Source organism: Caballeronia sp. SBC1 (genome assembly GCF_011493005.1).
GTDB lineage: Bacteria > Pseudomonadota > Gammaproteobacteria > Burkholderiales > Burkholderiaceae > Caballeronia.
Map to the genome: position 1 here is coordinate 823,601 of NZ_CP049156.1, position 21,917 is coordinate 845,517.

At 58.7% G+C, this 21,917-nt stretch carries 20 protein-coding genes; 12 read left to right on the plus strand and 8 right to left on the minus strand.

Annotated elements, in window-relative coordinates; translation table 11 throughout:
• Positions 1 to 111 precede the first annotated feature (111 nt).
• The 4 genes from fusA to SBC1_RS03530 all read right to left on the minus strand — a co-directional run bounded on the left by fusA (position 112) and on the right by SBC1_RS03530 (position 4,463).
• Positions 112 to 2,217, minus strand: a complete 2,106-nt coding sequence (fusA, locus tag SBC1_RS03515; RefSeq protein ID WP_165086954.1) for an elongation factor G — start codon at positions 2,215 to 2,217, stop codon at positions 112 to 114.
• Between the two features lie 348 nt (positions 2,218 to 2,565).
• Complete coding sequence (locus SBC1_RS03520; RefSeq protein ID WP_370469607.1) at positions 2,566 to 3,063, minus strand: DUF192 domain-containing protein; 498 nt, start codon at positions 3,061 to 3,063, stop codon at positions 2,566 to 2,568.
• 298 nt (positions 3,064 to 3,361) lie between these two features.
• Complete coding sequence (locus tag SBC1_RS03525) at positions 3,362 to 3,556, minus strand: hypothetical protein (protein ID WP_165086957.1); 195 nt, start codon at positions 3,554 to 3,556, stop codon at positions 3,362 to 3,364.
• Between the two features lie 328 nt (positions 3,557 to 3,884).
• Positions 3,885 to 4,463, minus strand: coding sequence for a pseudouridine synthase (locus SBC1_RS03530; protein WP_165987322.1), 579 nt, complete (start codon positions 4,461 to 4,463; stop codon positions 3,885 to 3,887).
• A 433-nt stretch (positions 4,464 to 4,896) separates the two neighbouring features.
• On the opposite strand from SBC1_RS03530, the gene icd reads away from it, so the two are divergent.
• The 3 genes from icd to SBC1_RS03545 all read left to right on the plus strand — a co-directional run bounded on the left by icd (position 4,897) and on the right by SBC1_RS03545 (position 7,487).
• Entirely contained in the window at positions 4,897 to 6,150 is a 1,254-nt protein-coding gene (gene icd, locus SBC1_RS03535) for an NADP-dependent isocitrate dehydrogenase (RefSeq protein WP_165086962.1), read from the plus strand.
• Positions 6,151 to 6,340: 190 nt separating this feature from the next.
• Positions 6,341 to 6,877: a hypothetical protein gene (locus SBC1_RS03540; protein ID WP_165086965.1), complete on the plus strand. Its 537-nt coding sequence runs from the start codon at positions 6,341 to 6,343 to the stop codon at positions 6,875 to 6,877.
• Positions 6,878 to 6,896: 19 nt separating this feature from the next.
• The gene (locus tag SBC1_RS03545; RefSeq protein ID WP_165086967.1) at positions 6,897 to 7,487 is read left to right on the plus strand and encodes an ImmA/IrrE family metallo-endopeptidase; all 591 of its coding nucleotides are present in this window, start codon (positions 6,897 to 6,899) and stop codon (positions 7,485 to 7,487) included.
• Positions 7,488 to 7,590: 103 nt separating this feature from the next.
• Here the strand turns inward: SBC1_RS03545 and SBC1_RS03550 are convergent, their stop codons facing one another.
• On the minus strand, positions 7,591 to 7,800 hold the full coding sequence (locus SBC1_RS03550; RefSeq protein ID WP_031359827.1) for a cold-shock protein: 210 nt from the start codon (positions 7,798 to 7,800) through the stop codon (positions 7,591 to 7,593).
• 641 nt (positions 7,801 to 8,441) lie between these two features.
• Between SBC1_RS03550 and clpS the strand changes: the two genes are divergently transcribed.
• The 9 genes from clpS to SBC1_RS03595 all read left to right on the plus strand — a co-directional run bounded on the left by clpS (position 8,442) and on the right by SBC1_RS03595 (position 19,159).
• A complete protein-coding gene (gene clpS / locus SBC1_RS03555) occupies positions 8,442 to 8,756 on the plus strand; it encodes an ATP-dependent Clp protease adapter ClpS (protein WP_031359828.1) in 315 nt (104 codons plus the stop codon).
• The gene (gene clpA, locus SBC1_RS03560; protein ID WP_165086970.1) at positions 8,753 to 11,053 is read left to right on the plus strand and encodes an ATP-dependent Clp protease ATP-binding subunit ClpA; all 2,301 of its coding nucleotides are present in this window, start codon (positions 8,753 to 8,755) and stop codon (positions 11,051 to 11,053) included. Before clpS ends, clpA begins: the two co-directional genes overlap by 4 nt.
• A gap of 142 nt (positions 11,054 to 11,195) precedes the next feature.
• Positions 11,196 to 12,566: an amino acid permease gene (locus tag SBC1_RS03565; protein ID WP_165086972.1), complete on the plus strand. Its 1,371-nt coding sequence runs from the start codon at positions 11,196 to 11,198 to the stop codon at positions 12,564 to 12,566.
• Between the two features lie 95 nt (positions 12,567 to 12,661).
• Positions 12,662 to 13,468 carry a DeoR/GlpR family DNA-binding transcription regulator gene (locus SBC1_RS03570; protein WP_165086974.1) on the plus strand — a complete coding sequence of 269 codons (807 nt, stop codon included), beginning with the start codon at positions 12,662 to 12,664 and terminating at the stop codon, positions 13,466 to 13,468.
• 27 nt (positions 13,469 to 13,495) lie between these two features.
• On the plus strand, positions 13,496 to 14,392 hold the full coding sequence (locus tag SBC1_RS03575) for a substrate-binding domain-containing protein (protein WP_165987324.1): 897 nt from the start codon (positions 13,496 to 13,498) through the stop codon (positions 14,390 to 14,392).
• Positions 14,389 to 15,915 (plus strand): sugar ABC transporter ATP-binding protein, encoded by a 1,527-nt coding sequence (locus tag SBC1_RS03580; RefSeq protein ID WP_165987327.1) that lies wholly within the window; start codon positions 14,389 to 14,391, stop codon positions 15,913 to 15,915. Before SBC1_RS03575 ends, SBC1_RS03580 begins: the two co-directional genes overlap by 4 nt.
• Positions 15,912 to 16,904 (plus strand): ABC transporter permease, encoded by a 993-nt coding sequence (locus SBC1_RS03585; protein ID WP_165086982.1) that lies wholly within the window; start codon positions 15,912 to 15,914, stop codon positions 16,902 to 16,904. Before SBC1_RS03580 ends, SBC1_RS03585 begins: the two co-directional genes overlap by 4 nt.
• Entirely contained in the window at positions 16,897 to 17,871 is a 975-nt protein-coding gene (locus SBC1_RS03590) for a sugar kinase (protein ID WP_165987329.1), read from the plus strand. Before SBC1_RS03585 ends, SBC1_RS03590 begins: the two co-directional genes overlap by 8 nt.
• Positions 17,872 to 17,875: 4 nt before the next feature.
• Positions 17,876 to 19,159 (plus strand): D-tagatose-bisphosphate aldolase, class II, non-catalytic subunit, encoded by a 1,284-nt coding sequence (locus SBC1_RS03595; RefSeq protein WP_165987331.1) that lies wholly within the window; start codon positions 17,876 to 17,878, stop codon positions 19,157 to 19,159.
• 21 nt (positions 19,160 to 19,180) lie between these two features.
• Here the strand turns inward: SBC1_RS03595 and dut are convergent, their stop codons facing one another.
• Genes dut through coaBC form a run of 3 tightly spaced genes read right to left on the minus strand, consistent with a single transcriptional unit; the run spans position 19,181 to position 21,884 of the window.
• Positions 19,181 to 19,627, minus strand: a complete 447-nt coding sequence (gene dut, locus SBC1_RS03600; protein WP_165086988.1) for a dUTP diphosphatase — start codon at positions 19,625 to 19,627, stop codon at positions 19,181 to 19,183.
• Positions 19,624 to 20,637 carry an LLM class flavin-dependent oxidoreductase gene (locus tag SBC1_RS03605; protein WP_165987332.1) on the minus strand — a complete coding sequence of 338 codons (1,014 nt, stop codon included), beginning with the start codon at positions 20,635 to 20,637 and terminating at the stop codon, positions 19,624 to 19,626. The genes dut and SBC1_RS03605 overlap by 4 nt, the downstream gene beginning before the upstream one ends.
• A 29-nt stretch (positions 20,638 to 20,666) precedes the next feature.
• The gene (gene coaBC, locus SBC1_RS03610) at positions 20,667 to 21,884 is read right to left on the minus strand and encodes a bifunctional phosphopantothenoylcysteine decarboxylase/phosphopantothenate--cysteine ligase CoaBC (RefSeq protein ID WP_165987334.1); all 1,218 of its coding nucleotides are present in this window, start codon (positions 21,882 to 21,884) and stop codon (positions 20,667 to 20,669) included.
• Between the last annotated feature and the right edge of the window lie 33 nt (positions 21,885 to 21,917).

The window sequence follows — 21,917 nt, forward strand, 5'->3', positions numbered from 1 at the left end:
ACCTTCAATCCGGCTCAAAGCCAAAATAAGCCCAAAAAAAGTCCGTTGCCGCCGGGAGGCAACAACGGACTTGGTTCAATCGCTAAACTCGATCTTTGAGCCCGGCAATGTCTATCTGACCTTCGAACTCACGATGGCTTCCGCGACGTTGTTCGGCGTCTCGGCGTAGTGCTTGAACTCCATCGTGTACGTGGCGCGGCCCTGAGTGAGCGAGCGTAGCGTGGTCGAGTAGCCGAACATTTCAGCCAGCGGCACCTCGGCGCGCACAATCTTGCCGCCACCGCCCGCGATGTCCTCCATACCTTGCACGAACCCGCGACGTGACGACAAATCGCCCATCACGTTGCCCATGAAATCCTCGGGCGTTTCCACTTCCACGGCCATCATCGGCTCGAGCAGCACCGGCTTGGCTTTCCTCATGCCGTCCTTGAACGCCATCGATCCAGCCATGCGGAACGCGTTCTCGTTCGAGTCCACGTCGTGGTACGAACCGAAGGTCAGCGTCACCTTCACGTCCACCACCGGATACCCCGCCAGCACGCCGGCTTTCAGCGTTTCCTGAATACCTTTGTCGACCGCCGGAATGTATTCGCGCGGCACGACGCCGCCCTTGATGGCATCGACGAATTCGTAACCCGTGCCCGGCTTTTGTGGTTCCAGCTTCAGCACCACGTGACCGTATTGGCCGCGTCCGCCCGACTGCTTGACGAACTTGCCTTCAATATCCTCGACCGGAATGCGGATCGTCTCGCGATACGCAACCTGCGGCTTACCGACCGTCGCTTCAACGCCGAACTCGCGCCGCATCCGGTCCACCAGAATTTCCAGGTGCAGCTCGCCCATGCCCGAAATGATCGTCTGGCCGGATTCCTCGTCGGTCTGCACGCGGAACGATGGATCTTCCTGCGCCAGCCGGTTCAAGGCGATACCCATCTTTTCCTGGTCGGGTTTCGTCTTCGGCTCGACGGCCTGGGAGATCACCGGTTCCGGGAAGATCATGCGTTCGAGGATGATCGGATGAGCCGGATCGCACAGCGTGTCGCCGGTCGTGGCTTCCTTCAAACCTACGGCCGCGGCAATATCGCCCGCGCGCACTTCCTTGATTTCCTGACGCTCGTTCGCGTGCATCTGGAGAATCCGGCCAAGCCGCTCCTTCTTCTCCTTGATCGCGTTGTAGACCGTATCGCCGGAATTCACCACGCCCGAATACACCCGGAAGAAGATCAACTGGCCGACAAACGGGTCCGTCATGATCTTGAAGGCAAGCGCGGAGAACGGATCTTCATCGGTCGGATGACGTTCCGCGTGTTTGTCGTACTCGTCCACGCCCATGATGGCGGGCACGTCCGCTGGCGACGGCAGATAGTCGATCACCGCATCCAGCATGGCCTGCACACCCTTGTTCTTGAATGCGCTGCCGCAGAACATGGGGACGATCTCGCTCCTGAGCGTGCGCGCGCGGATTGCTGCCTTGATCTCGTCTTCGCTGATTTCTTCGCCGCCAATGTATTTGTCCATCAGCGCTTCATTCGCGTCAGCCGCAGCTTCGATCATCTTCTCGCGCCATTCCTCGGCGGTTGCGAGCAGGTTCGCGGGGATTTCCTGGTACTCGAATAGCACGCCCTGGCTGGCTTCGTCCCAGATGATTGCTTTCATCTTGACCAGGTCGATCACGCCCTGGAAATGATCTTCCGCGCCCACGGGAATCTGCATGGGCACGGCTACGCCTTTCAGGCGTTCGCCAATCTGCCGTTGCACGCGGAAAAAGTCGGCGCCCACGCGGTCCATCTTGTTGACGAACGCAATGCGCGGCACTTTGTATTTGTTGGCCTGGCGCCAGACCGTTTCGGATTGCGGCTGAACGCCGCCAACCGAGTCATACACCATGCAGGCGCCGTCGAGCACGCGCATGGAGCGTTCCACTTCAATAGTGAAGTCGACGTGGCCCGGCGTATCGATGATGTTGATCCGGTGTTCCGGATAATTCCCCGCCATGCCTTTCCAGAAGGCCGTGGTGGCGGCGGAGGTGATCGTGATGCCGCGCTCCTGTTCCTGCTCCATCCAGTCCATCGTAGCCGCGCCGTTGTGAACCTCACCAATTTTGTGATTCACACCGGTATAGAAAAGAATGCGTTCGGTGGTGGTGGTCTTGCCGGCATCGATATGAGCGCTGATACCAATATTCCGATAGCGGTCGATGGGAGTCTTGCGGGGCACTTGAACCTCCTGTTGATTGGTTGGAGCCTTGTAGCCCGAACCGGGCGCGATAACCCGGCCGGCGGCTCCGGAGCAAAGCGTTGTCGTGCTTGGTCAGCGCTTCGCTGGTTTATTAGGATAGCGCGTCGACAGGGTCTTTGCAGGATTCTTGCCAGCTCGCCACAAAAGATGAATCTTTGATGACGCGCTGCGGAGTACCGGGCGCCCTGTTGCGTTGCGTTCTGCTCAGCGCATAAGCAAAAAGCCGGCGCGCGCAAAAAAGCGGGCGGCCGGCTTCGGGCACGAATGGCAGGACTGGCGCGGGAGAGTGGCGGCGATGAGACTAACCATCCCCGCTCGAGGCACACGTTATTGCGGTGCAGGCAACCCCTTGATCTGCATGCCAGGCTGAAGCCCCTTCGATGCAAACCAGCCTTTGCTCATTTCCAGTGCGTACACGCCGTTATTGCGCGGGCAGTGGTTGTTTTCGGTCTCGGCCTGCATTTCGTCGATATCAGTGATCGTTCCGTCCGCGCGCATGAACGCGATCGACAGCGGGATCAAGGTGTTTTTCATCCAGAAACAATGCACGGCTGTTTCATTGAAGACGAACAACATGCCTTCGTTGGGCGCGAGTTTCGTGCGATACATCAGCCCTTGTTCGCGATCGGTATCGTTCGCGGCAACGGCTGCGTCGATCACATACATGCCCGCGGTGAGTTTCGTGTGGGGGAAATCGGCGGGCTTTTTCGCACCCGGCGGCATTTGTCCGGCTTCTGCGGCCAGCGGTTGAGCGTGTGCTGCCAGCGGCGCGACTGCAATCAACGAAACGAGTGGAACGGAGAACGCAACAAGCGCGCGGCGCACTAGACGCCCAAGATCAAACGATGAAACCAAACGGGGCGAGAGCCATGAAAGACGCACGGCGAAACTCCTGGTGAGATGTGAAGCCGGTTAGCTGAGGAATCAGTGAAGACTGGCGCATGTTACTTGAGCGCGCGTGCGCCGACAAAAAGTGCGTGCGGATACAGTGCGGATACAACCCGCGCATCTTCCAAAGACCCAAAGAAAAAGGCAGAAACCTTTGCGGGTGTCTGCCTTTCAATGCCGCTTTCGCGGCGGCACTACTTGGTCTAGCGTCGCGTTACCGCGATCTATTACCAACTTACTCCGACGCGGCCGAAGCAGCTGCAGCCGGAGCTGCCTTCTTGTGCGTAGCCTTCTTGTGGGTCGACTTCTTGTGCGTTGCCTTGTGAGCGGTCGAAGCAGCTGCAGGAGCCGATGCTTCCGGGGCCGAAGCTTGTGCGAATGCAGCCGTTGCGAACAGGCCAGCGACGAGAGCAGCGATCAGTTTGTTCATGTTGTGAATCCTCAGCTTTAGTTTGATTTAACCTTGTGACCCGGTCGATGGAGTCATGTCGGTAAACGAGCCATCCACCTTTTGGTTGACAGGGGATTCGAACAAAACTTCGATCCCGCTGCCAGCGCTTGAAACTTACACAAAGCCTTCAATGTTGGCTGTGTGTTGAGGTTCTTCGCTAATGCCGGATGGCGGTTTTAAGGCATCTGCAGCGAATAACGCCGCATGCGGGAAGTCCGTTGACGTGTTTTTTTCGGAATCGTGCAGCGAGGATTGTTTGGAGGGCGAAATGAATTTGTAATATATTGATTTCAGTGAAACGTGACGCTTAAACGACGCCATCCCATGGTGCGCGCGGCGGCAATTCGATCGATGCGCCTGGCACCAGTCCGAGATTGAATATATCCAGCGCGCCAATACCCACGCGCACCAGCCGCAGTGTTGGATATCCGACAGCAGCGGTCATTCGACGCACCTGTCGATTACGTCCCTCGCTGATCGACAGTTCGATCCAGGTAGTCGGAATGGCGGCGCGGTATCGGATAGGCGGGTTACGTGGCCAAAGTTGGTCCACGCACTCCACGGGTTCAACCCGCTTCACACCGCACGGCCGCGTCACGAAATCCCCCAGGTTCACACCCGCGGCCAGACGCTTGAGCGCGTTTGCGTCGGGTGCACCGTCCACCTGTGCCCAATACCGTTTGACCAGCTTGTGACGGGGCTCGGCAATACGCGCCTGAAGCGCGCCGTCGTCGGTGAGCAGCAGCAGGCCTTCGCTGTCGGTATCGAGGCGACCGGCCGGATAAACGCCCGGTGTGTTCACCCACACGCCTAACGAAGGGTGCTTCTCGTGCGGCGAAAATTGACAGATCGTGCCGAAGGGTTTGTTAAGAGCAAGCAGCGGCATGGCAGGGGAATCGATGAGGAGAGGCAATAAAGAAACGAGCCGGCGCTCAAGCGCAGCGCGGGAGCCCGGCTATGGCGGATGGCGCGATATTAATGCATAATCCGAAACACTCAGTCCCAAGTCTTATATAAGACATAAGACATGAATCGAGCAACAATCAATCGCAGCCATTAACGCGAGAATCGCCATGACAGCATCAACGGATGGTCTACGGACCGCGCTTGCATGCACCGTTTTGTTGCAATGCGGCGAAAGGGGTGCCGGGCGAGCCCTCTGCACGGTGGGCTAGAATAGGCTCTGATTGCCTCGGGCGCCGCGCCGGCATTGGCGCTGGTCGTTCGGCCACCGTTCGCTCATCCGTTTTTTCGCTGAATTTCCGAACGCATTCTGCGCATTTCTGTAGTTAGCTAGCCAGCCATCTTTGGAGTCGACCATGCCGTATCAGCACATCAAGGTTCCGACGGGCGGTGACAAGATCACCGTTAATGCGGATTACTCGCTCAACGTTTCCGACCAGCCGATCATCCCTTTTATTGAAGGTGATGGTACGGGTGTGGACATCACGCCGGTGATGATCAAGGTCGTGGACGCAGCGGTGGAAAAAGCCTACGCAGGTAAGAAGAAAATCCACTGGATGGAAATCTTCGCGGGCGAGAAGGCCACCAAGGTCTACGGTCCGGACGTGTGGCTGCCGGATGAAACGCTGGACGTGCTGAAGGAATATGTCGTCTCTATCAAAGGGCCGCTTACCACGCCAGTCGGCGGCGGCATCCGTTCGCTGAACGTCGCGCTGCGCCAGCAACTCGACCTGTACGTCTGCCTGCGCCCGGTGCAGTATTTCAAGGGCGTGCCGTCTCCTGTGCGCGAGCCGGAAAAGGTCAACATGGTCATCTTCCGTGAGAACTCGGAAGACATCTACGCCGGCATTGAATGGGCGGCCGAGTCGGAAGAGGCGAAGAAGGTCATCAAGTTCCTGCGCGAAGAAATGGGCGTGACGAAGATTCGCTTCCCGGACACGTCGGGTATTGGTGTCAAGCCGGTGTCGCGTGAAGGCACGGAGCGCCTGGTTCGCAAGGCGATCCAGTACGCAATTGACCACAATCGCAACACCGTTACGCTCGTGCACAAGGGCAACATCATGAAATACACGGAAGGCGCGTTCCGTGATTTCGGCTATGCGCTGGCGCAGAAGGAGTTCGGTGCGGAACTCATCGACGGCGGCCCGTGGATGAAGATCAAGAGCCCGAAGGGCGGCGACATTGTGCTAAAGGACGTTATCGCAGACGCGTTCCTCCAGCAGATCCTGCTGCGCCCGGCTGAGTACGACGTGATCGCCACGCTGAACCTGAACGGCGATTATGTGTCGGACGCGCTGGCGGCTCAGGTTGGCGGTATTGGCATTGCTCCGGGCGCGAACATGTCGGATTCCGTGGCCATGTTCGAAGCCACGCACGGCACTGCGCCGAAATACGCGGGCAAGGACTACGTGAATCCGGGTTCGGAAATCCTGTCGGCGGAAATGATGCTGCGCCACCTCGGCTGGACCGAAGCGGCTGATGTCATCATCAAGGCGATGGAAGCGTCGATTCTGAAAAAGCGTGTGACGTATGACTTCGCGCGTTTGATGGAAGGCGCGACGCAGGTTTCATGCTCGGGGTTTGGGCAGGTGCTGATCGAAAACATGTAAGTTCGCCAAGTTTCAACGAAAGCCCCGGTGCGAGTGATCTCGGCCGGGGCTTTTTTCATGGGCAGTGCGAACGTGATCGGGCCACTCCGCACAGCTCTGTCAAAACTTGTCGCGAGCGACCGTTTCAGTGCAGCGGAGTGATACTCTCGATTCGCTAGACAACATATGTGTTTTTATACAGTTCATCTCGTTGGACACGCTTATGCCCCACCAAAATTCGCGACCGAATGCGCTGTTCGCCCGCTGGCTCGGGAAAGAAACGCGCGGTTTGCTTGGCGGCCTCGCTGGCGGTGTGATTGGGGGCGTAGTGGCATTCACATTGATCAACCGCTTTAGTTCAACAAGCCTGGTGAGCGGCGTCGACGCAATTTCAATTGCGAACACATACATCGTCTATTCCACACTCATGATCGCGGCGGTTGCCGTTTTCCTTACCATGGCGGGTTTGATTTTCACGCAGCACTTCGCCATGGAGAAAGAGCGCCACGTCGCGGATGCCTTTGCGGCGTTGGTGGGCGAAATGGCTCGTACTAACGGGTGCGCTGTCGAGGTCGTGAAAGAAGTTATGAAGAACGCCGAGGTGATCCAGCATTTCGACGATCAGGTAAGGGAGAAGCTTAGAGAAGTCATGCGCGAACAACTGGACAACGCAACCCAGCGTAAGGCGCGGGCACGCAGCGAGCATGATGCACTGTCCCGTATTGCCAGTGATTTGGAAAGTGCCTAGACCGTTCAGGAGGGAGAATATGGCAACCGTTTCCGCAGTACCAGTCTTGCGGACCACTGCAGCGTTGGCGGAATTCTTATTGGCCGAGCGTCATTACGACTTGGTTGAGTTCGCTCCACCCATCGACGTTGACGAAATCGCGAGGCTGCTCCAGATCGAGGTGACCGAGCATGCGGATCCAGGCGCTGCCAATACGATCGGCAAGATAACGCTGAGTCAAGAAGGGCCGGCAAGGATCTGGATCAATCCGGCGGAAAATGCCTATGGTCCGAGGCGTCGCTTCACCCTGGCTCATGAAATAGCGCACTTTTGCATGCACCGATCCACTGATCGCCACGAATTTATCGACGACAAAAGCACTATGAATCGCAGCGAATCCTATTGGAACAGTTACGAATCCGAGGCAAACCGGTTCGCTGCCGAACTGTTGATGCCGCAACAGCTGATTGAATCGCTGGGACGGCGAGTAATCGATGCATACAAGGCGGAGAACAACACCGAAAAAATGCCGCTGACGCGTTTTATCGATGTGATGGCGGCCAAATTTCGGGTTTCCCATCCAGCCATGGAGTTCCGATTGAGGAATGTCGGAATCGGCAAACACAAATAGGTTAGGTAGCGAGCCGGGGCGCGTCCCGGCTTTTCGTTCAGAATGCAAAAATAAAAAAACCCGGCGCAATGCCGGGTTTCGAGGACAGCGCGCTATCGAACGGTCAGGCGGCAGATTCCTGGATGTTCGATGCCTGTTTGCCCTTAGGTCCCTGGACGATCTCAAAGCTGACCTTCTGGCCTTCCTTAAGTGTCTTGAAACCGTTCATCTGTATCGCCGAGAAATGAGCAAACAGATCCTCGCCGCCTTCATCGGGCGTGATGAATCCGTAGCCTTTCGCGTCGTTGAACCATTTGACCGTACCAGTTGACATCACTTCCCCTCACTCTCGTCGCTACCACGAGCACGCTCGAAAAGCTTGGCAACCCACAACGTGGACCGCCCCCTCCTCACAAGCTCACCGCGGCCTTTCTTCACCTGAAACGTTTCGGAAAAAAGTGCCAATTTGATTGTTTAATCTCTTAAATGAAGTGTCAAGAAAATTTTGAGATGGTCGTAAAGACGTTGTAAAGACCTCATTTCAAGGGTTTTTCCCGCTTTGCGCGTATCCCGCCGCACAAGCACGCCATCTTGAAAAGTCGCATAATCGACGCACATGAGCAGTACAGGCAGCAGGCGGCTATTACCAGCAGCCGCGGCGGGTTGCAGGAGCGGGTTTGGAGGAGCATTTAGCACGAGCGATTCGAACAACTGGTTCGCTCAGTCAGTCGCAGCGGGGAATGTTGCCAATGCGGTGCCCAAGACAGGTCGCGCCCGAGTGGACAATTCGTTTTTTTGAGAGCTGTGCGATACTGGATTCAACGATGTTTCAAGAGGGCTGGCCTGTGTTACGAAGGCTGGCGGAATTCAGCAAAGCGACAGGTTGCGCGAAGTGTGCGGCGACACCGTTCGGTTCTCACGGCGAACGGAGTTTTGGCGAGTGGCGAGCCTGTCCGAGTTGTTTAGAATGGGTGTATGGCGATCAATCCCAACAAGCAGGATGGCACCGTACTGGAGCGGCAGGAACAAAAGCTGAAACAGCCGTCCATGTACAAGGTGGTGCTGCTGAATGACGACTTCACGCCGATGGAATTCGTCGTGTTCGTCGTGCAGGAACATTTCAATAAAGATCGTGAGACTGCGACGCAAATCATGCTGAAGGTTCATCGCGAAGGCAGGGGAGTTTGTGGGGTCTATACGCGGGACATCGCGTCGACCAAAGTTGAGCAAGTCGTTAGCCACGCGAGGCAAGCGGGTCATCCGCTGCAGTGTGTGATGGAGGAAGCATGATTGCCCAGGAACTGGAAGTCAGTCTGCACATGGCGTTTATGGAAGCACGTCAGGCGCGGCACGAGTTCATTACGGTCGAGCATCTTTTACTGGCCTTGTTGGACAACCCGACCGCGGCTGAAGTGTTGCGCGCATGCGCAGCAAATATTGAAGATTTGCGTCAAAACCTGCGCAATTTCATTCACGACAACACCCCGACCGTGCCCGGTACGGACGATGTCGATACCCAGCCGACGCTTGGTTTTCAGCGCGTGATTCAGCGCGCGATCATGCATGTGCAATCAACATCGAACGGGAAAAAGGAAGTGACCGGCGCGAACGTGCTTGTCGCTATCTTCGGTGAAAAGGATTCACATGCCGTCTACTACCTGCAACAGCAGGGAGTGACGCGCCTCGACGTCGTCAATTTCATCTCGCATGGCATTGCGAAGACGAATACGGGCGATGCCGCGAAGGCCAGCAGCGACGCGAATCCCGAAGCGGAAGACGCGGCTGCGCAAAAGGAAACGCCGCTTGCACAGTTCACGCAGAACCTGAACCAGCTCGCGAAAGACGGCAAGATCGATCCGCTGATTGGCCGTGAACTGGAAGTCGAGCGTGTGGTGCAGGTGCTGTGCCGTCGCAGAAAGAACAATCCGCTGCTGGTTGGTGAGGCTGGCGTGGGCAAGACTGCCATCGCTGAAGGGCTCGCCTGGCGCATCACGCGCGGCGAAGTGCCAGACATTCTTGCGGACGCCCAGGTGTATTCGCTCGATATGGGCGCATTGCTGGCCGGTACTAAATACCGTGGCGATTTCGAGCAACGTCTCAAGACGGTGCTGAAAGAGTTGAAGGAACGCCCGCATGCGGTGCTGTTCATCGACGAGATTCACACGCTGATTGGTGCGGGCGCGGCTTCGGGCGGTACGCTGGATGCATCGAATCTGCTGAAGCCGGCTTTGTCGTCGGGTCAGTTGAAGTGTATCGGCGCGACCACGTTCACCGAATATCGCGGGATCTTCGAAAAAGACGCTGCGTTGTCGCGTCGTTTCCAGAAGGTCGACGTTGCCGAGCCAACCGTCGAGCAGACCATCGCCATCCTGCGCGGTCTCAAGTCGCGTTTCGAAGAACATCACGGCGTGAAATATTCGTCGGGTGCGCTGTCCGCGGCGGCTGAATTGTCGGCACGCTTTATCACGGACCGTCATCTGCCGGACAAGGCTATTGATGTGATCGACGAAGCGGGCGCTGCACAACGCATCCTGCCGAAGTCGAAGCAGAAGAAGACTATCGGCAAGAACGAGATTGAAGAGATCATCTCGAAGATTGCGCGTGTCCCGCCGCAAAGCGTGTCGCAGGACGATCGCAGCAAGTTGCAGACGCTGGATCGCGACTTGAAGAGCGTGGTGTTCGGCCAGGATCAGGCAATCGATGCGCTTGCTGCCTCCATCAAGATGGCGCGGGCGGGTCTCGGCAAGCTGGACAAGCCGATCGGCGCGTTCCTCTTTTCGGGCCCGACTGGCGTGGGCAAGACGGAAGTGGCGAAGCAACTGGCGTTCACGCTGGGTATTGAATTGCTGCGCTTCGACATGTCCGAGTACATGGAGCGTCATGCGGTCAGCCGGCTGATTGGCGCGCCGCCGGGTTATGTCGGTTTCGATCAAGGCGGTTTGCTGACCGAAGCCGTCACGAAGAAGCCGCATTGCGTGCTGTTGCTCGATGAAATCGAAAAGGCGCATCCGGACATCTACAACGTGCTGCTGCAGGTCATGGACCACGGCACGCTGACCGACAACAATGGTCGCAAGGCGGATTTCCGCAACGTCATCATCATCATGACGACGAACGCGGGTGCCGAAGCGATGCAGAAGTCGGTGATCGGATTCACGAATCGTCGGGAAACCGGCGACGAAATGGCCGATATCAAGCGGATGTTCACGCCTGAGTTCCGCAATCGTCTGGACCAGATCATCAGCTTCCGCTCGCTGGATGAAGAAATCATCATGCGTGTGGTCGACAAGTTCCTCATGCAACTGGAAGATCAGTTGCATGAGAAGAAGGTCGACGCGGTATTTACCGACGGCTTGCGCGCGCATCTGGCGAAGCACGGTTTTGACCCGCTGATGGGCGCACGTCCTATGCAGCGCTTGATTCAGGACACGATTCGTCGTGCGCTGGCGGACGAGCTGCTGTTCGGCAAGCTGATGTCGGGTGGGCGTGTCACGGTGGACGTGGACGAGAACGACAAGGTCGCGCTCACGTTCGACGAAAGCCCGGTGCCACGCAATCCGAATCCGGAAGCGGTCGAGGTTGAATGAGTGATTAGCAGGCGATGACTGAAGTCAGGTGACACGTGCGTGAGGTGTGTCATCATCGGCGAGGCGGCGCGGGGAAGTTTCCCGCGCCGCCTCGCTTTTTTGCGTCCGCGTTCGTTGCGGATATTGACTTCAAGAGGTTGATTTGAGCTTTAAACGGGGATCGTTCGAGACCATCGTCGAACGGGAGAAGGGGCTGCACCGGAGTTTGACTGCCGGACAGATGTCGATGATCGCTATCGGCGGGGCGATTGGAACGGGACTTTTTTTAGGCAGTGGCTTCGCGATCAGCTTTGCCGGGCCGAGCGTGCTGGTGAGCTACGCGATCGGCGCCCTGGTTGCGTTGTTGCTCATGGGCGCGCTGGCCGAGATGACCGTTGCACATCCCACCTCCGGATCGTTTGGCGCGTACGCTGAGTTCTATATCGGACCGCTCGCGGGATATCTCGTCCGCTACGCGTACTGGTCAGCCGTCGTATTTGCGGTCGGCACAGAGGTCAGTGCGGTCGCCGTTTTCATGAAGTACTGGTTCGCGAACGTGCCGGGCTGGTATTGGATCGTTGGTTTTTCCGCCGCGCTGATTGGCGTGAACGCCGCGAGCGTCAAGGTGTACGGCGTGATCGAATACGCGTTTTCGATGCTGAAAATCGTGGCGATCGTCGCGTTTATCTTGCTCGGAGCGGTTTTCGTGTACGGCGCGCCCGCGTCGTCCGGCGTCGGGCTGAATAACTTCACGGCGCACGGCGGGTTCTTTCCGCACGGCGTGAAGGGCATGTGGTTCGCGGTCATCGTTTCCATTTTCAGCTATCTGAACATTGAGACGATTGCGGTCGCGGCCGGCGAGGCGCGCGATCCGCAACGCGCTGTGGCCCGGGCTTTCCGCTCGACGGTGTTCCGGCTGGTGCTCTTCTATCTACTGACGTTGGCGCTGATGCTCGCAATCGTCCCGTGGACGCAGGCCAGCACCGACGAGAGTCCGTTCGTCAAAGTGATGGCCGCGACGCACGTGCCGTTCGCAGCTGGCGTGATCAACTTCGTGGTGCTCGTTGCGGCGCTTTCCGCGATGAACAGCCAGCTCTACATCACCACGCGCATGATGTTCAGCCTGTCGCGGGCCGGTTACGCGCCGGCGCGCTTCGGGCGGTTGAGCGCGAACGGCGTGCCCACCGCCGCGCTGTCTTTATCGACGAGCGGCATTGCACTGGCCACCATCCTCACCGCGTTCTGGCCGGCGATGGCGTTCGGCTTGATGATGTCGCTGGCAATCTTCGGCGCGATGTTCGCGTGGCTGATGATCTTCGTGACGCACCTCTTTTTCCGCGCCCGGTACGACGGGCCGACACCGTCTTTCCGGATGGTGCTGCACCCGTTCGGCAGTTTGTTGGGCGCCGGTTTGATGGCGGCGATCATGATCACGACCGCCTTTACGAACGAATTCCGCATGACGCTCGTCTACGGCCTCGCATTCATGGTCGTTCTCGTCGCCTCCTACCTGCTCTGGTACAGGAAGCGGTAGAAGGAGCGGGTAAACACTGACTAGAAACTCCTTTGCGTGTCTTTCGTTTCGAAACTAGAATCTTTCGAAACGAAAGTGCAAAGGTGGTGCAGCCTGTGTTGGCCAACAAGAATTCGCTTCATCGGCGTCTGCGTATCGTCGAACTTGTCCGCAAGCGCGGGGAAGTATCGGTGGACGAACTTGCTACGGCGTTCGACGTCTCCAGCGTCACGATTCGTTCGGACCTGAATTATCTGGAGCAGCAGCGGTACCTGATCCGGGCGTTTGGCAAGGCACGCTACGTTGCGCAACGGCCCGGCGAGAATTTGCTGGCGGCGGTGCCTCCCAGCGCGACGCGCCAGGCTGCGGATATGGCGATTGCGCGAATGGCCGCGGATTTCATCGATGACCATGCGTCGGCATTTATTGGTGCAGGGCTGATCACGCATAAGTTGCTGCCGCTGCTCGCCGATCGCGCCAATCTGGCGCTGACGCTCAACGACATCGCCATGGTGCCGACCGTTCAGCGTTTCATGCGCTGCGAGTTGCGTCTCACGGGCGGTTCGCTGGACGACGATTCCACCGTGCTGCTCGGGCCGGACGCAGAGCGCTCGCTGTTTGCGCTGTCGCTGGATCTGGCGGTGCTGGAGGCGAGCGGTATTGATCGCGAGGGCAATTTGCTGTGCGCCGATCCGCGGTTGGCAGGTGTGTACAAAGCCGCTTTGAAGAACGCGAAGCGCTGCGTAGTGGTGGCTTACCAACCCGCGCTGCAAGGTGAGGGCGAGCCCTTCTGCCACTTGAGTCGCCTGGGTGGACTCGTGCTCGATGACGCCATCGACCCGCCAACACTCGACCTGATTCTCAAAGCCGGACTGGATGTGCATCGGCGGGAAGAAGGAATTCTTGAATTTCATAGTCAGTAACCCTAAACAATAACTGGAGACAATCGCATGTTTCGTCGTCGTTCACTTTTTGCTGTTCTCGTCGGCGCGTTCGCCGCAACCGCAACCGCCGCTCACGCGGCCGAAGTAAAGATTGGTGCGTCGCTGCTCACGCAACAACATCCGTTCTACGTCGAACTCGCCAACGCAATGAAAGCGGAAGCCGCGAAGGATCACGCGCAGATCGATATCGCGATTGCGAATCAGGACTTGAGCAAGCAGATTGCCGATGTCCAGGATTTCGTGACAAAGAAAGTCGATGTAATCGTGATTTCGCCGGTGGATTCAAAAGGCGTGAAAGCGGCCGTGCTGACGGCGCAGCGCGCGGGGATTCCGGTGATTACCGTCGATATCAGCGCGCAAGGCGTGGAAGTCGCGTCGCACATTGCCACCGATAACTACGCGGGCGGCTTGCAAGCCGGCACGTTGATGTGCAAGGTGCTGGGCGGCAAGGGCAAGGTCGGTGTGATCGACTATCCGACGATTCAATCGGTGATCGACCGCGTGACGGGTTTCAAGAAGGCACTGGAAGCATGTCCCGATGTGAAGATCGTCGCGGTGCAGCCGGGTATCACGCGAGCCGACGCGTTGAGCGCCGCGCAAAACATGCTGCAGGCGAATCCTGATCTCGCGGGCATCTTCGGCTTCGGCGACGACGCCGCAATGGCCGCGGCGGTGGCAGGCAAGTCGGCGGGGAATCACGTGAAGGTGATCGGCTTCGACGGCATGCCGGAAGCGCGCGCAGCGGTGGACAAGAACCCGAACTTCGTCGGCGTGATCCGCCAGTACCCGGACAAGATGGGCGCGCTCGCCGTGGACACCGCGGTCAAGGTCGCAGACAAGCAGGCCGTGCCGAAGCTGCAACCGGTGACGCCGGGCCAGTATCTGAATGCGTCGGTGAAATGAATACGGTTTTAAAACCTCGCCCGACCGTACCGTTGCTCGAGTTGCGCGGTATCGCGAAATCGTTCGGTCCGGTCGAGGCGATTAAAGACGTATCCCTCTCGATCCTGCCGGGCCGCGTGCATACGCTGCTCGGCGAGAACGGTGCGGGCAAGTCCACGCTGATGAAGATTCTCGCAGGCGTTCATACGCCCACGCGCGGTGAGATTTTCCTCAACGGATCGTTGGCCACATTCGCCAATCCCGACGAGTCGCAGAAGGCGGGCATCGCGATCATTTATCAGGAACTCAGCCTCGCGAAGAACCTGAGCGTGGCCGAGAATATGTTCGCGGGCCACGAGCCGCGGCGTTTTGGTGTCGTCGATTTCAAACGCTTGTATGCGCAAGCCCAGGCGCTGCTGGATGACCTGCGTATCGATATTGACGCTACCACGGCCGTCTCCCGACTCTCCATGGCGCAGCGTCAGCTCGTGGAAATTGCCAAGGCGCTGAGCCGCGACGCATCGCTCGTGATCATGGACGAACCCACGTCCTCGTTGAGCGATCGCGAAGCCGAGATTCTTTTTCATATCGTCACGAAGCTGACGGCGAAGGGCGCGGCGGTCGTGTATATCTCGCATCGGATGGACGAGATCATGCGCATCTCCGACGACATTTCGGTCATGCGCGACGGCCGTTACATCGCGACATTGCAGAAGAACCAGACGACCATTGGCGCGTTGATCGCGATGATGGTCGGTCGTGAAATGAGCGATGTGTATCCGCGCCGGGAGACGCCGTACATTCGTCCGCCGCAGCCGCTGCTGAAGGTCAGCAACCTCACGCTGCCCGGTCAATTCGAAGACATCGGTTTCCAGATTCACGCCGGCGAGATTCTCGGTTTCTTCGGCTTGATCGGCGCGGGACGTTCAGACGTGATGAAGGCGTTGTTCGGCATCGGCCGGCCAAGCGGCGAGATCACGATGAGCGGCAAGCGCCTGAAGTTGCGCAATCCCGCCCATGCCATCCGGGAGGGCATCGCGTTCGTCACGGAAGACCGCAAGCACGAAGGTCTCGTGCTGATGCATTCGATCGCCAACAACGTGACGATGGCGAGTTTCGAAGAACACGGCTCGCGCTTCGGCATTTTGAATCGCCGCTTCGAACGCGATGAAACCGCGAATGCAATCGCGCGCATGAACATCCGCGCGTCGGGGCCGTTTCAGGCGGTTGGAAACCTGAGCGGCGGCAATCAGCAGAAAGTCGTGTTCTCGAAATGGCTCGCGTTGAAACCCAAAGTGCTGATCCTCGATGAGCCCACACGCGGCGTCGACGTTGGCGCGAAGTTCGAGATTTATCGGGTGATCCGCGAGTTGGCTTCGACCGGGACCGCGATCATTCTCGTTTCGTCCGAACTACCCGAAGCACTCGCCATGAGCGATCGGCTTGTCGTGATGCGCGAGAAGCGCGTTGTCCATGAATTTGACGCGATCGGTCCTACGCAGGAAGAAGTGATGTCGTACGCAACAGGAGCCAAAACAGCATGAACCCGACTCAACTCAGCGGGGCCGCATCCACGCGCCGCTCGCACGCAAGCGGCGCGCTACAACGCGCGGTCAGGCACTACGGCGGGATTGTCGTGGGGCTGATTGTCCTGTGCGGATTTTTCTGGGCGCTGTCACCCAACTTCATGTCGGTGAATAACCTCGTGAACGTGGTGATGCAGGTTTCGATCATCGCGATACTCGGTTTTGGCATGACGTACGTGCTCTTGCTCGGCGATATTGACCTGTCGGTCGGTGCGACCATGGCGCTGGTCGGCACCGTCTGCGCGTTTGCACTGGAGCATGGCGCATCGCCGCTCGTGGCCGTGCTCGCCGCCATGGCCACAGGGCTCGTTTTAGGGGCTGTGAACGGCTCGCTGTCCGCGTTGCTCACAATCCCGTCGTTTATTGTCACGGTCGCCACCATGGGCGTTTTCCGGGGTCTGGCCTACCTGACGTCGAATGGCGTGCCCATTTCCATCGACGACGACCGCTTCGCTTTCCTCGGCAACGGCCTCGTGCTCGGCATTCCGCTGCCGATCTGGATTCTTGCCGTTTTGCTGCTGTTGAATCACTTTGTGCTCTCGCGTACCGTATTCGGACGCAAGGCGTATCTCACGGGTGGAAATCGTGAGGCGGCGCTGTATTCGGGTATCGATGTAAACAAGCTGCGAATCATGATTTTCATGATCTCGGGCTTGCTCGCGAGCATTGGCGGCGTGCTGATGACCTCGCGGCTTTATTCCGCGCAGCCGAATGCCGGAATTGGCTACGAACTCGATGCCATTGCCGCCGCCGTGCTCGGCGGAACGAGTCTCTCGGGTGGTTACGGAACGATCACCGGGACGCTGATCGGCGCGCTGATTATTGGCGTCATCAACAACGGGATGAACCTGCTCAGCGTTCCGTATTTCTATCAACTCATCGTGAAAGGCATCGTGATCCTGGTCGCGGTGTGTATCGATGTTCAAACGAAGAAACGTCATGCCTAACTCAAACGGTGTTCCCTCCAAGAAGTCCGGCACCATTGTCGCGATGGGCGAGATCCTGGTCGAAATCATGGCCACGCGCGTGGGTCAAAGCTTTCGTGAACCGGGCACGCTCATTGGCCCGTTCGCGAGCGGCGCACCAGCCATTTTCATCGATCAGGTCGCGAAGCTTGGCAGCCCGTGCGCGATGATCGGCTGCGTGGGTGATGACGACTTCGGCGTGTTGAACGTCGAGCGCTTGCGCGGTGATGGCGTGGATGTTTCCGGTATCGCGGTGCTGAAAGACGCGACCACGGGCAGCGCGTTCGTCACGTATCGCGAGGACGGTGATCGCGATTTCATCTACAACATTACGAACAGCGCGTCGGCGCAGTTGTCGGTGGCGAATCTGCGTGACGACCTGCTCGCGAAGTGCGGCAATTTCCATGTGATGGGGTCGTCGCTATTCTCGTTCAGGATCATCGAGGCGATGAAGCAGGCTATCGAAACGGTGAAGACGAACGGCGGCACGGTGAGTTTCGATCCGAATATCCGCAAGGAAATGCTGCGGATTCCGGAGATGCGCGACGCACTCGATTTCATCCTCGACTACACCGATGTCTTCCTGCCGAGCGGTCACGAAGTGACTCTGCTCGCCAGTGCGACGTCGGAGCGCGGCGCGATCGATGAACTTCTGAAGCGCGGCGTGAAGGAGGTGATCGTGAAGCGCGGTGCTGAGGGTTGCAGTTACTTCGATGCCAACGGCGAGACGCATCGGCCCGCTTTCAAGGTGCAGGAACTCGATCCCACCGGCGCGGGCGATTGCTTCGGCGCGACGTACATCAGTTGCCGCGCACAAGACATGGACGTGGACGTCGCGTTGAAATACGCGTGCGCAAGCGGCGCGCGCGCGGTCGGCGTGAAGGGCCCGATGGAAGGCACGGCAACGTTCGCCGAACTCGATGCGTTCCTGCAATCAGCCACGGAGTAAAGCCATGAATTCAATCGTCTCGCGTTTGAGCAATGCACATCCGGCGTCGGCGTGGCTTGCCGGTATCTATTCGATCTGCTCGGCGCATCCGTGGGTGCTGGAAGCGGCCATGCGGCAGGCGCTGGAAGATGAGACGCCGTTGCTGATCGAATCGACGTCGAATCAGGTCGATCAGTACGGCGGTTATACGGGCATGAAGCCGGCGGATTTTGTGGACTTCGTTCGTTCGATTGCCGAGCGCGTGGGTTTCCCGCATGAGCACCTGATTCTTGGTGGCGATCATCTTGGGCCAAACGCGTGGCGACATCTTCCCGCTGAAGAAGCGATGCAACGCGCCGATGCATTGATCGACGCGTATGCATCGGCAGGCTTCACGAAGATTCACCTCGATACCAGCATGTCGTGCGCTGATGATCCTGGGCGGTTATCGGATGCGGTGGTTGCTGCAAGGGCTGCGCGTTTGTGTGCGGTAGCCGAGGCAGCGGTGAAGCGCGCTGGTTTAAGCGTGAGCCCGGTCTATGTGATTGGCACTGAAGTACCCGTGCCGGGCGGCGCGGCGGAAGAGCTGGATATCGTTGAGCCGACCTCGCGTGAAGCGGCCATCGAAACGGCTTTGGTCCACAAAAAAGCGTGGCAGGAACACGGCGTGCAGGATACATGGCTGCGTGTGATTGCGTTGGTGGTGCAGCCGGGCGTGGAGTTTGATCATACGAAGGTGATTGACTACGTGCCGTCGCGCGCCGAGTCGTTGAAGAGCGCATTGGATGATCTGCACGGCATGGTCTTCGAAGCACATTCCACCGATTACCAAACGCCCGAAGCGCTAAGCGCTTTAGTCCGCGATGGCTTTCGCATTCTCAAGGTCGGTCCGGGCGTGACGTTCGCATTGCGCGAGGCGTTGTACGCGTTGGCGGATATCGAAACGCAATTGGTCGATGCGCATAAACGATCGAACCTACGCGATGTAGTCGAACGCGTGATGCTTAGCAAACCCGGCTACTGGGAAAAGTATTATCACGGCGATGCAGAGCAGCAACGCGTGTTACGCACCTACAGTTATAGCGACCGCGTGCGTTATTACTGGGCCGATGCGGAGATTGGCGCAGCGGCGCAAACGCTGCTCGATAACCTGAGCGCTCTGACGATTCCGGAGAATTTGCTCAGCCAGTTCTTGCCCGAGCAGTATTGGGCGGTGCGGCGCGGACAGCTGAAAAACGAGCCGCTCGCGCTAGTGCAGGATCGCGTGCGGCAGGTTATTCGAACGTACGCGGCGGCTTGTCGCGCATGACTTGCAGGGCAAGCCTGAAGCTCAGTGCTTGCCCGTGCTGCCGAAACCACCGGCGCCGCGCTCGCTCTGGGCGAAGTCATCGACAATATTGAACGTTGCCTGAACCACCGGCACGATCACCAGTTGCGCGAGGCGTTCAAACGGATTCAGCGTGAACGCCGTCGCGCCGCGATTCCACGTCGAAATCATCAACTGGCCTTGATAATCCGAGTCGATCAACCCGACCAGATTTCCCAACACCACGCCATGCTTATGCCCCAGTCCTGAACGCGGAAGGATCACCGCTGCATAACCCGGATCTTCGATATGAATCGCCAGGCCCGTGGGCACCAGCACTGTCTGGCCGGGTTCGAGCGTAATGGCTTCGTCCAGGCACGCACGCAGGTCGAGTCCGGCGCTGCCCGGCGTGGCGTAGGCGGGCAGATAGTCGCGCATGCGCGCATCGAGAATCTTGATATCGAGTTTCATGGGGTCTGTTTGTTGAGTTCGAATGCTTCAGCCAGCAGTTCATACGAGCGCATGCGCGCCGGGTAACTTCCTGCAACGGTCAACACGATCAGTTCGTCGGCGTCGAAGCGCTGTTGGAGTTCATGCAATTGTTCGGTCACGCGTTCCGGCGTGCCAATAATGCTGCGGCTTTTTTCCCGCTCGATCACGCTCAGTTCGCGTTCGCCGAATGCTTGCCCAGCTCCTTGCGCAATCGATGGAATCGGCATGTTCAGCCCGTATGCCATTTGCACGCGACGCAAATCGACCGCGCGTTCCAGTGCGGCGGCTTCCGCCTCGGTATCGGCGCAAATAACAAATACGGCCGCGGCGAGATACGGCGTCGAGCCACCACGCGATACAAAGCGCTCGCGATACGCCTCCGCCACCCGATGCCCATACTGCGCGTTAATAAAATGCGCGAACGCGAAACGAATGCCGAGTTGCGCGGCGAGCAGGCCGCCGAAGTCGCTGGAACCGAGCATCCATAACTCGGGGCGCGTTGCAATTTCAGGTTGTAACAACACGCCATGCGCGAGGTGATCTTCGGGCAGCGTGCCGTCAAACAGTCCAACGAGTTCGCCTACTTGTTGCGGGAAAATATCGCCGCGATTGTAGTCGCCGGCCGCCACCGCTTGCGCGGTGCGCATGTCGCCGCCGGGTGCACGTCCAACGCCCAGGTCCACGCGATTCGGGAACAGCGCTTCGAGCATCAGGAACTGTTCGGCGACCTTGAATGAGCTGTAGTAGGGCAGCATGACGCCGCCCGAGCCGATCCGGATCCGCTCGGTAATGCTGCCAATTCGCGCGAGCAAAACCTCAGGGCATGGATTCGATACCCCGCGCAAACCGTGATGCTCTGCGCACCAGTAACGCGTGTAGCCGAGGTCGTCGGCCAGGCGCGCGAGATCCAGCGTGGCTGCGATTGCGTCGGCGGTGCTATGGCCGTGAATGACGGGCGTTTGATCGAGTACAGAGAGTTTTGTCGTCATGGTTCTGGCAATAAGCCCCAGCCAGCAGGCTAGGACAGCAGCGAACCGCCGCGCGGCGCCCGCTTTGCAATCTCGGTAATCAGCAAGCGTGCGAGCAGCTTTTTATCGGCACGTGGCAGGCGCGTGATGCCCGATGCTTCGAAGAGCACGACTTCGTTGTCGTCGAGGCCGAAGGTCAGCGGCCCGAGATTGCCGATCAGCAGCGGCACGTTCTTGCGTGCACGTTTCTCCTCGCCATGCACTTCGAGATCGCCGCTCTCCGCCGCGAAACCAACGCAATATGGCGGATTCGGCAAACGCGCGACAGTCGCGAGGATGTCCGGGTTTTCGACGAACGTGAAGGTGGGCATCGGCTGATTGGCGGTCTTCTTGATCTTGTGCTCGCTGAGGTGATCAACGCGCCAATCCGCGACCGCCGCTACGGCAATAAAGATGTCCGCGTCGGGCGTAGCCTGCATCACCGCGTCGTGCATTTGTTGCGCGGTCTGCACGTCCTCGCGAACCACACCCCAAGGCGTTTCGAGCGCGACCGGGCCGGCCACTAGATGCACGTCGGCGCCGGCCTGGGCCGCCGCGCGCGCGAGCGCGAAGCCCATCTTGCCGGACGAGCGGTTGGTGATGCCGCGAACGGGATCGAGCGGCTCGAAGGTCGGACCGGCCGTAATCAACACGCGATGCCCCTGCAGGATCTTCGGCTGGAAGAACGCGCAGATGGCTTCAAACGTTGCCGATGGTTCCAGCATCCGGCCATCGCCCACTTCGCCGCACGCTTGCGCGCCGGAATCGGGGCCGAGCACTTGCACGCCATCGGCACGCAGTTGCGCGACGTTGCGTTGCGTCGCCGGGTTCTGCCACATCTGGCGGTTCATCGCGGGCACGACGAGCAGCGGGCAATCGCGTGCGACGCAAAGCGTGGACAGCAGGTCGTCGCAATTGCCATGCGCGAGCTTGGCGATGAAGTCGGTGGAGGCGGGCGCGATCACGATTGCATCGGCTTCACGCGATAAATCGATATGCGCCATGTTGTTCGCAATCCTCGCGTCCCATTGCGACGTGTACACGGGACGGCCGGACAGCGCCTGCATGGTGACGGGCGTGATGAATTGTGTGGCGGCGTCGGTCATCACGATCTGCACGGTCGCGCCGGCTTTCACCAGCAGACGCGTGAGTTCGGCGATCTTGTAGCACGCGATACCGCCTGACAGCCCAAGTACGAGATGCTTCCCTGCGAGTTCTGCGTTGTCCAAACCTGCCTCCGTACTCATTACTCCCTACCCGTC

Coding starts and splice junctions, on each gene's coding strand:
- SBC1_RS03525 (WP_165086957.1), bottom strand. CDS start 3,556: ATGAACAAACTGATCGCTGCTCTCGTCGCTGGCCTGTTCGCAACGGCT.
- SBC1_RS03530 (WP_165987322.1), bottom strand. CDS start 4,463: ATGCCGCTGCTTGCTCTTAACAAACCCTTCGGCACGATCTGTCAATTT.
- icd (WP_165086962.1), top strand. CDS start 4,897: ATGCCGTATCAGCACATCAAGGTTCCGACGGGCGGTGACAAGATCACC.
- SBC1_RS03545 (WP_165086967.1), top strand. CDS start 6,897: ATGGCAACCGTTTCCGCAGTACCAGTCTTGCGGACCACTGCAGCGTTG.
- SBC1_RS03550 (WP_031359827.1), bottom strand. CDS start 7,800: ATGTCAACTGGTACGGTCAAATGGTTCAACGACGCGAAAGGCTACGGA.
- clpS (WP_031359828.1), top strand. CDS start 8,442: ATGGCGATCAATCCCAACAAGCAGGATGGCACCGTACTGGAGCGGCAG.
- clpA (WP_165086970.1), top strand. CDS start 8,753: ATGATTGCCCAGGAACTGGAAGTCAGTCTGCACATGGCGTTTATGGAA.
- SBC1_RS03575 (WP_165987324.1), top strand. CDS start 13,496: ATGTTTCGTCGTCGTTCACTTTTTGCTGTTCTCGTCGGCGCGTTCGCC.
- SBC1_RS03580 (WP_165987327.1), top strand. CDS start 14,389: ATGAATACGGTTTTAAAACCTCGCCCGACCGTACCGTTGCTCGAGTTG.
- SBC1_RS03585 (WP_165086982.1), top strand. CDS start 15,912: ATGAACCCGACTCAACTCAGCGGGGCCGCATCCACGCGCCGCTCGCAC.
- SBC1_RS03590 (WP_165987329.1), top strand. CDS start 16,897: ATGCCTAACTCAAACGGTGTTCCCTCCAAGAAGTCCGGCACCATTGTC.
- SBC1_RS03595 (WP_165987331.1), top strand. CDS start 17,876: ATGAATTCAATCGTCTCGCGTTTGAGCAATGCACATCCGGCGTCGGCG.
- dut (WP_165086988.1), bottom strand. CDS start 19,627: ATGAAACTCGATATCAAGATTCTCGATGCGCGCATGCGCGACTATCTG.
- SBC1_RS03605 (WP_165987332.1), bottom strand. CDS start 20,637: ATGACGACAAAACTCTCTGTACTCGATCAAACGCCCGTCATTCACGGC.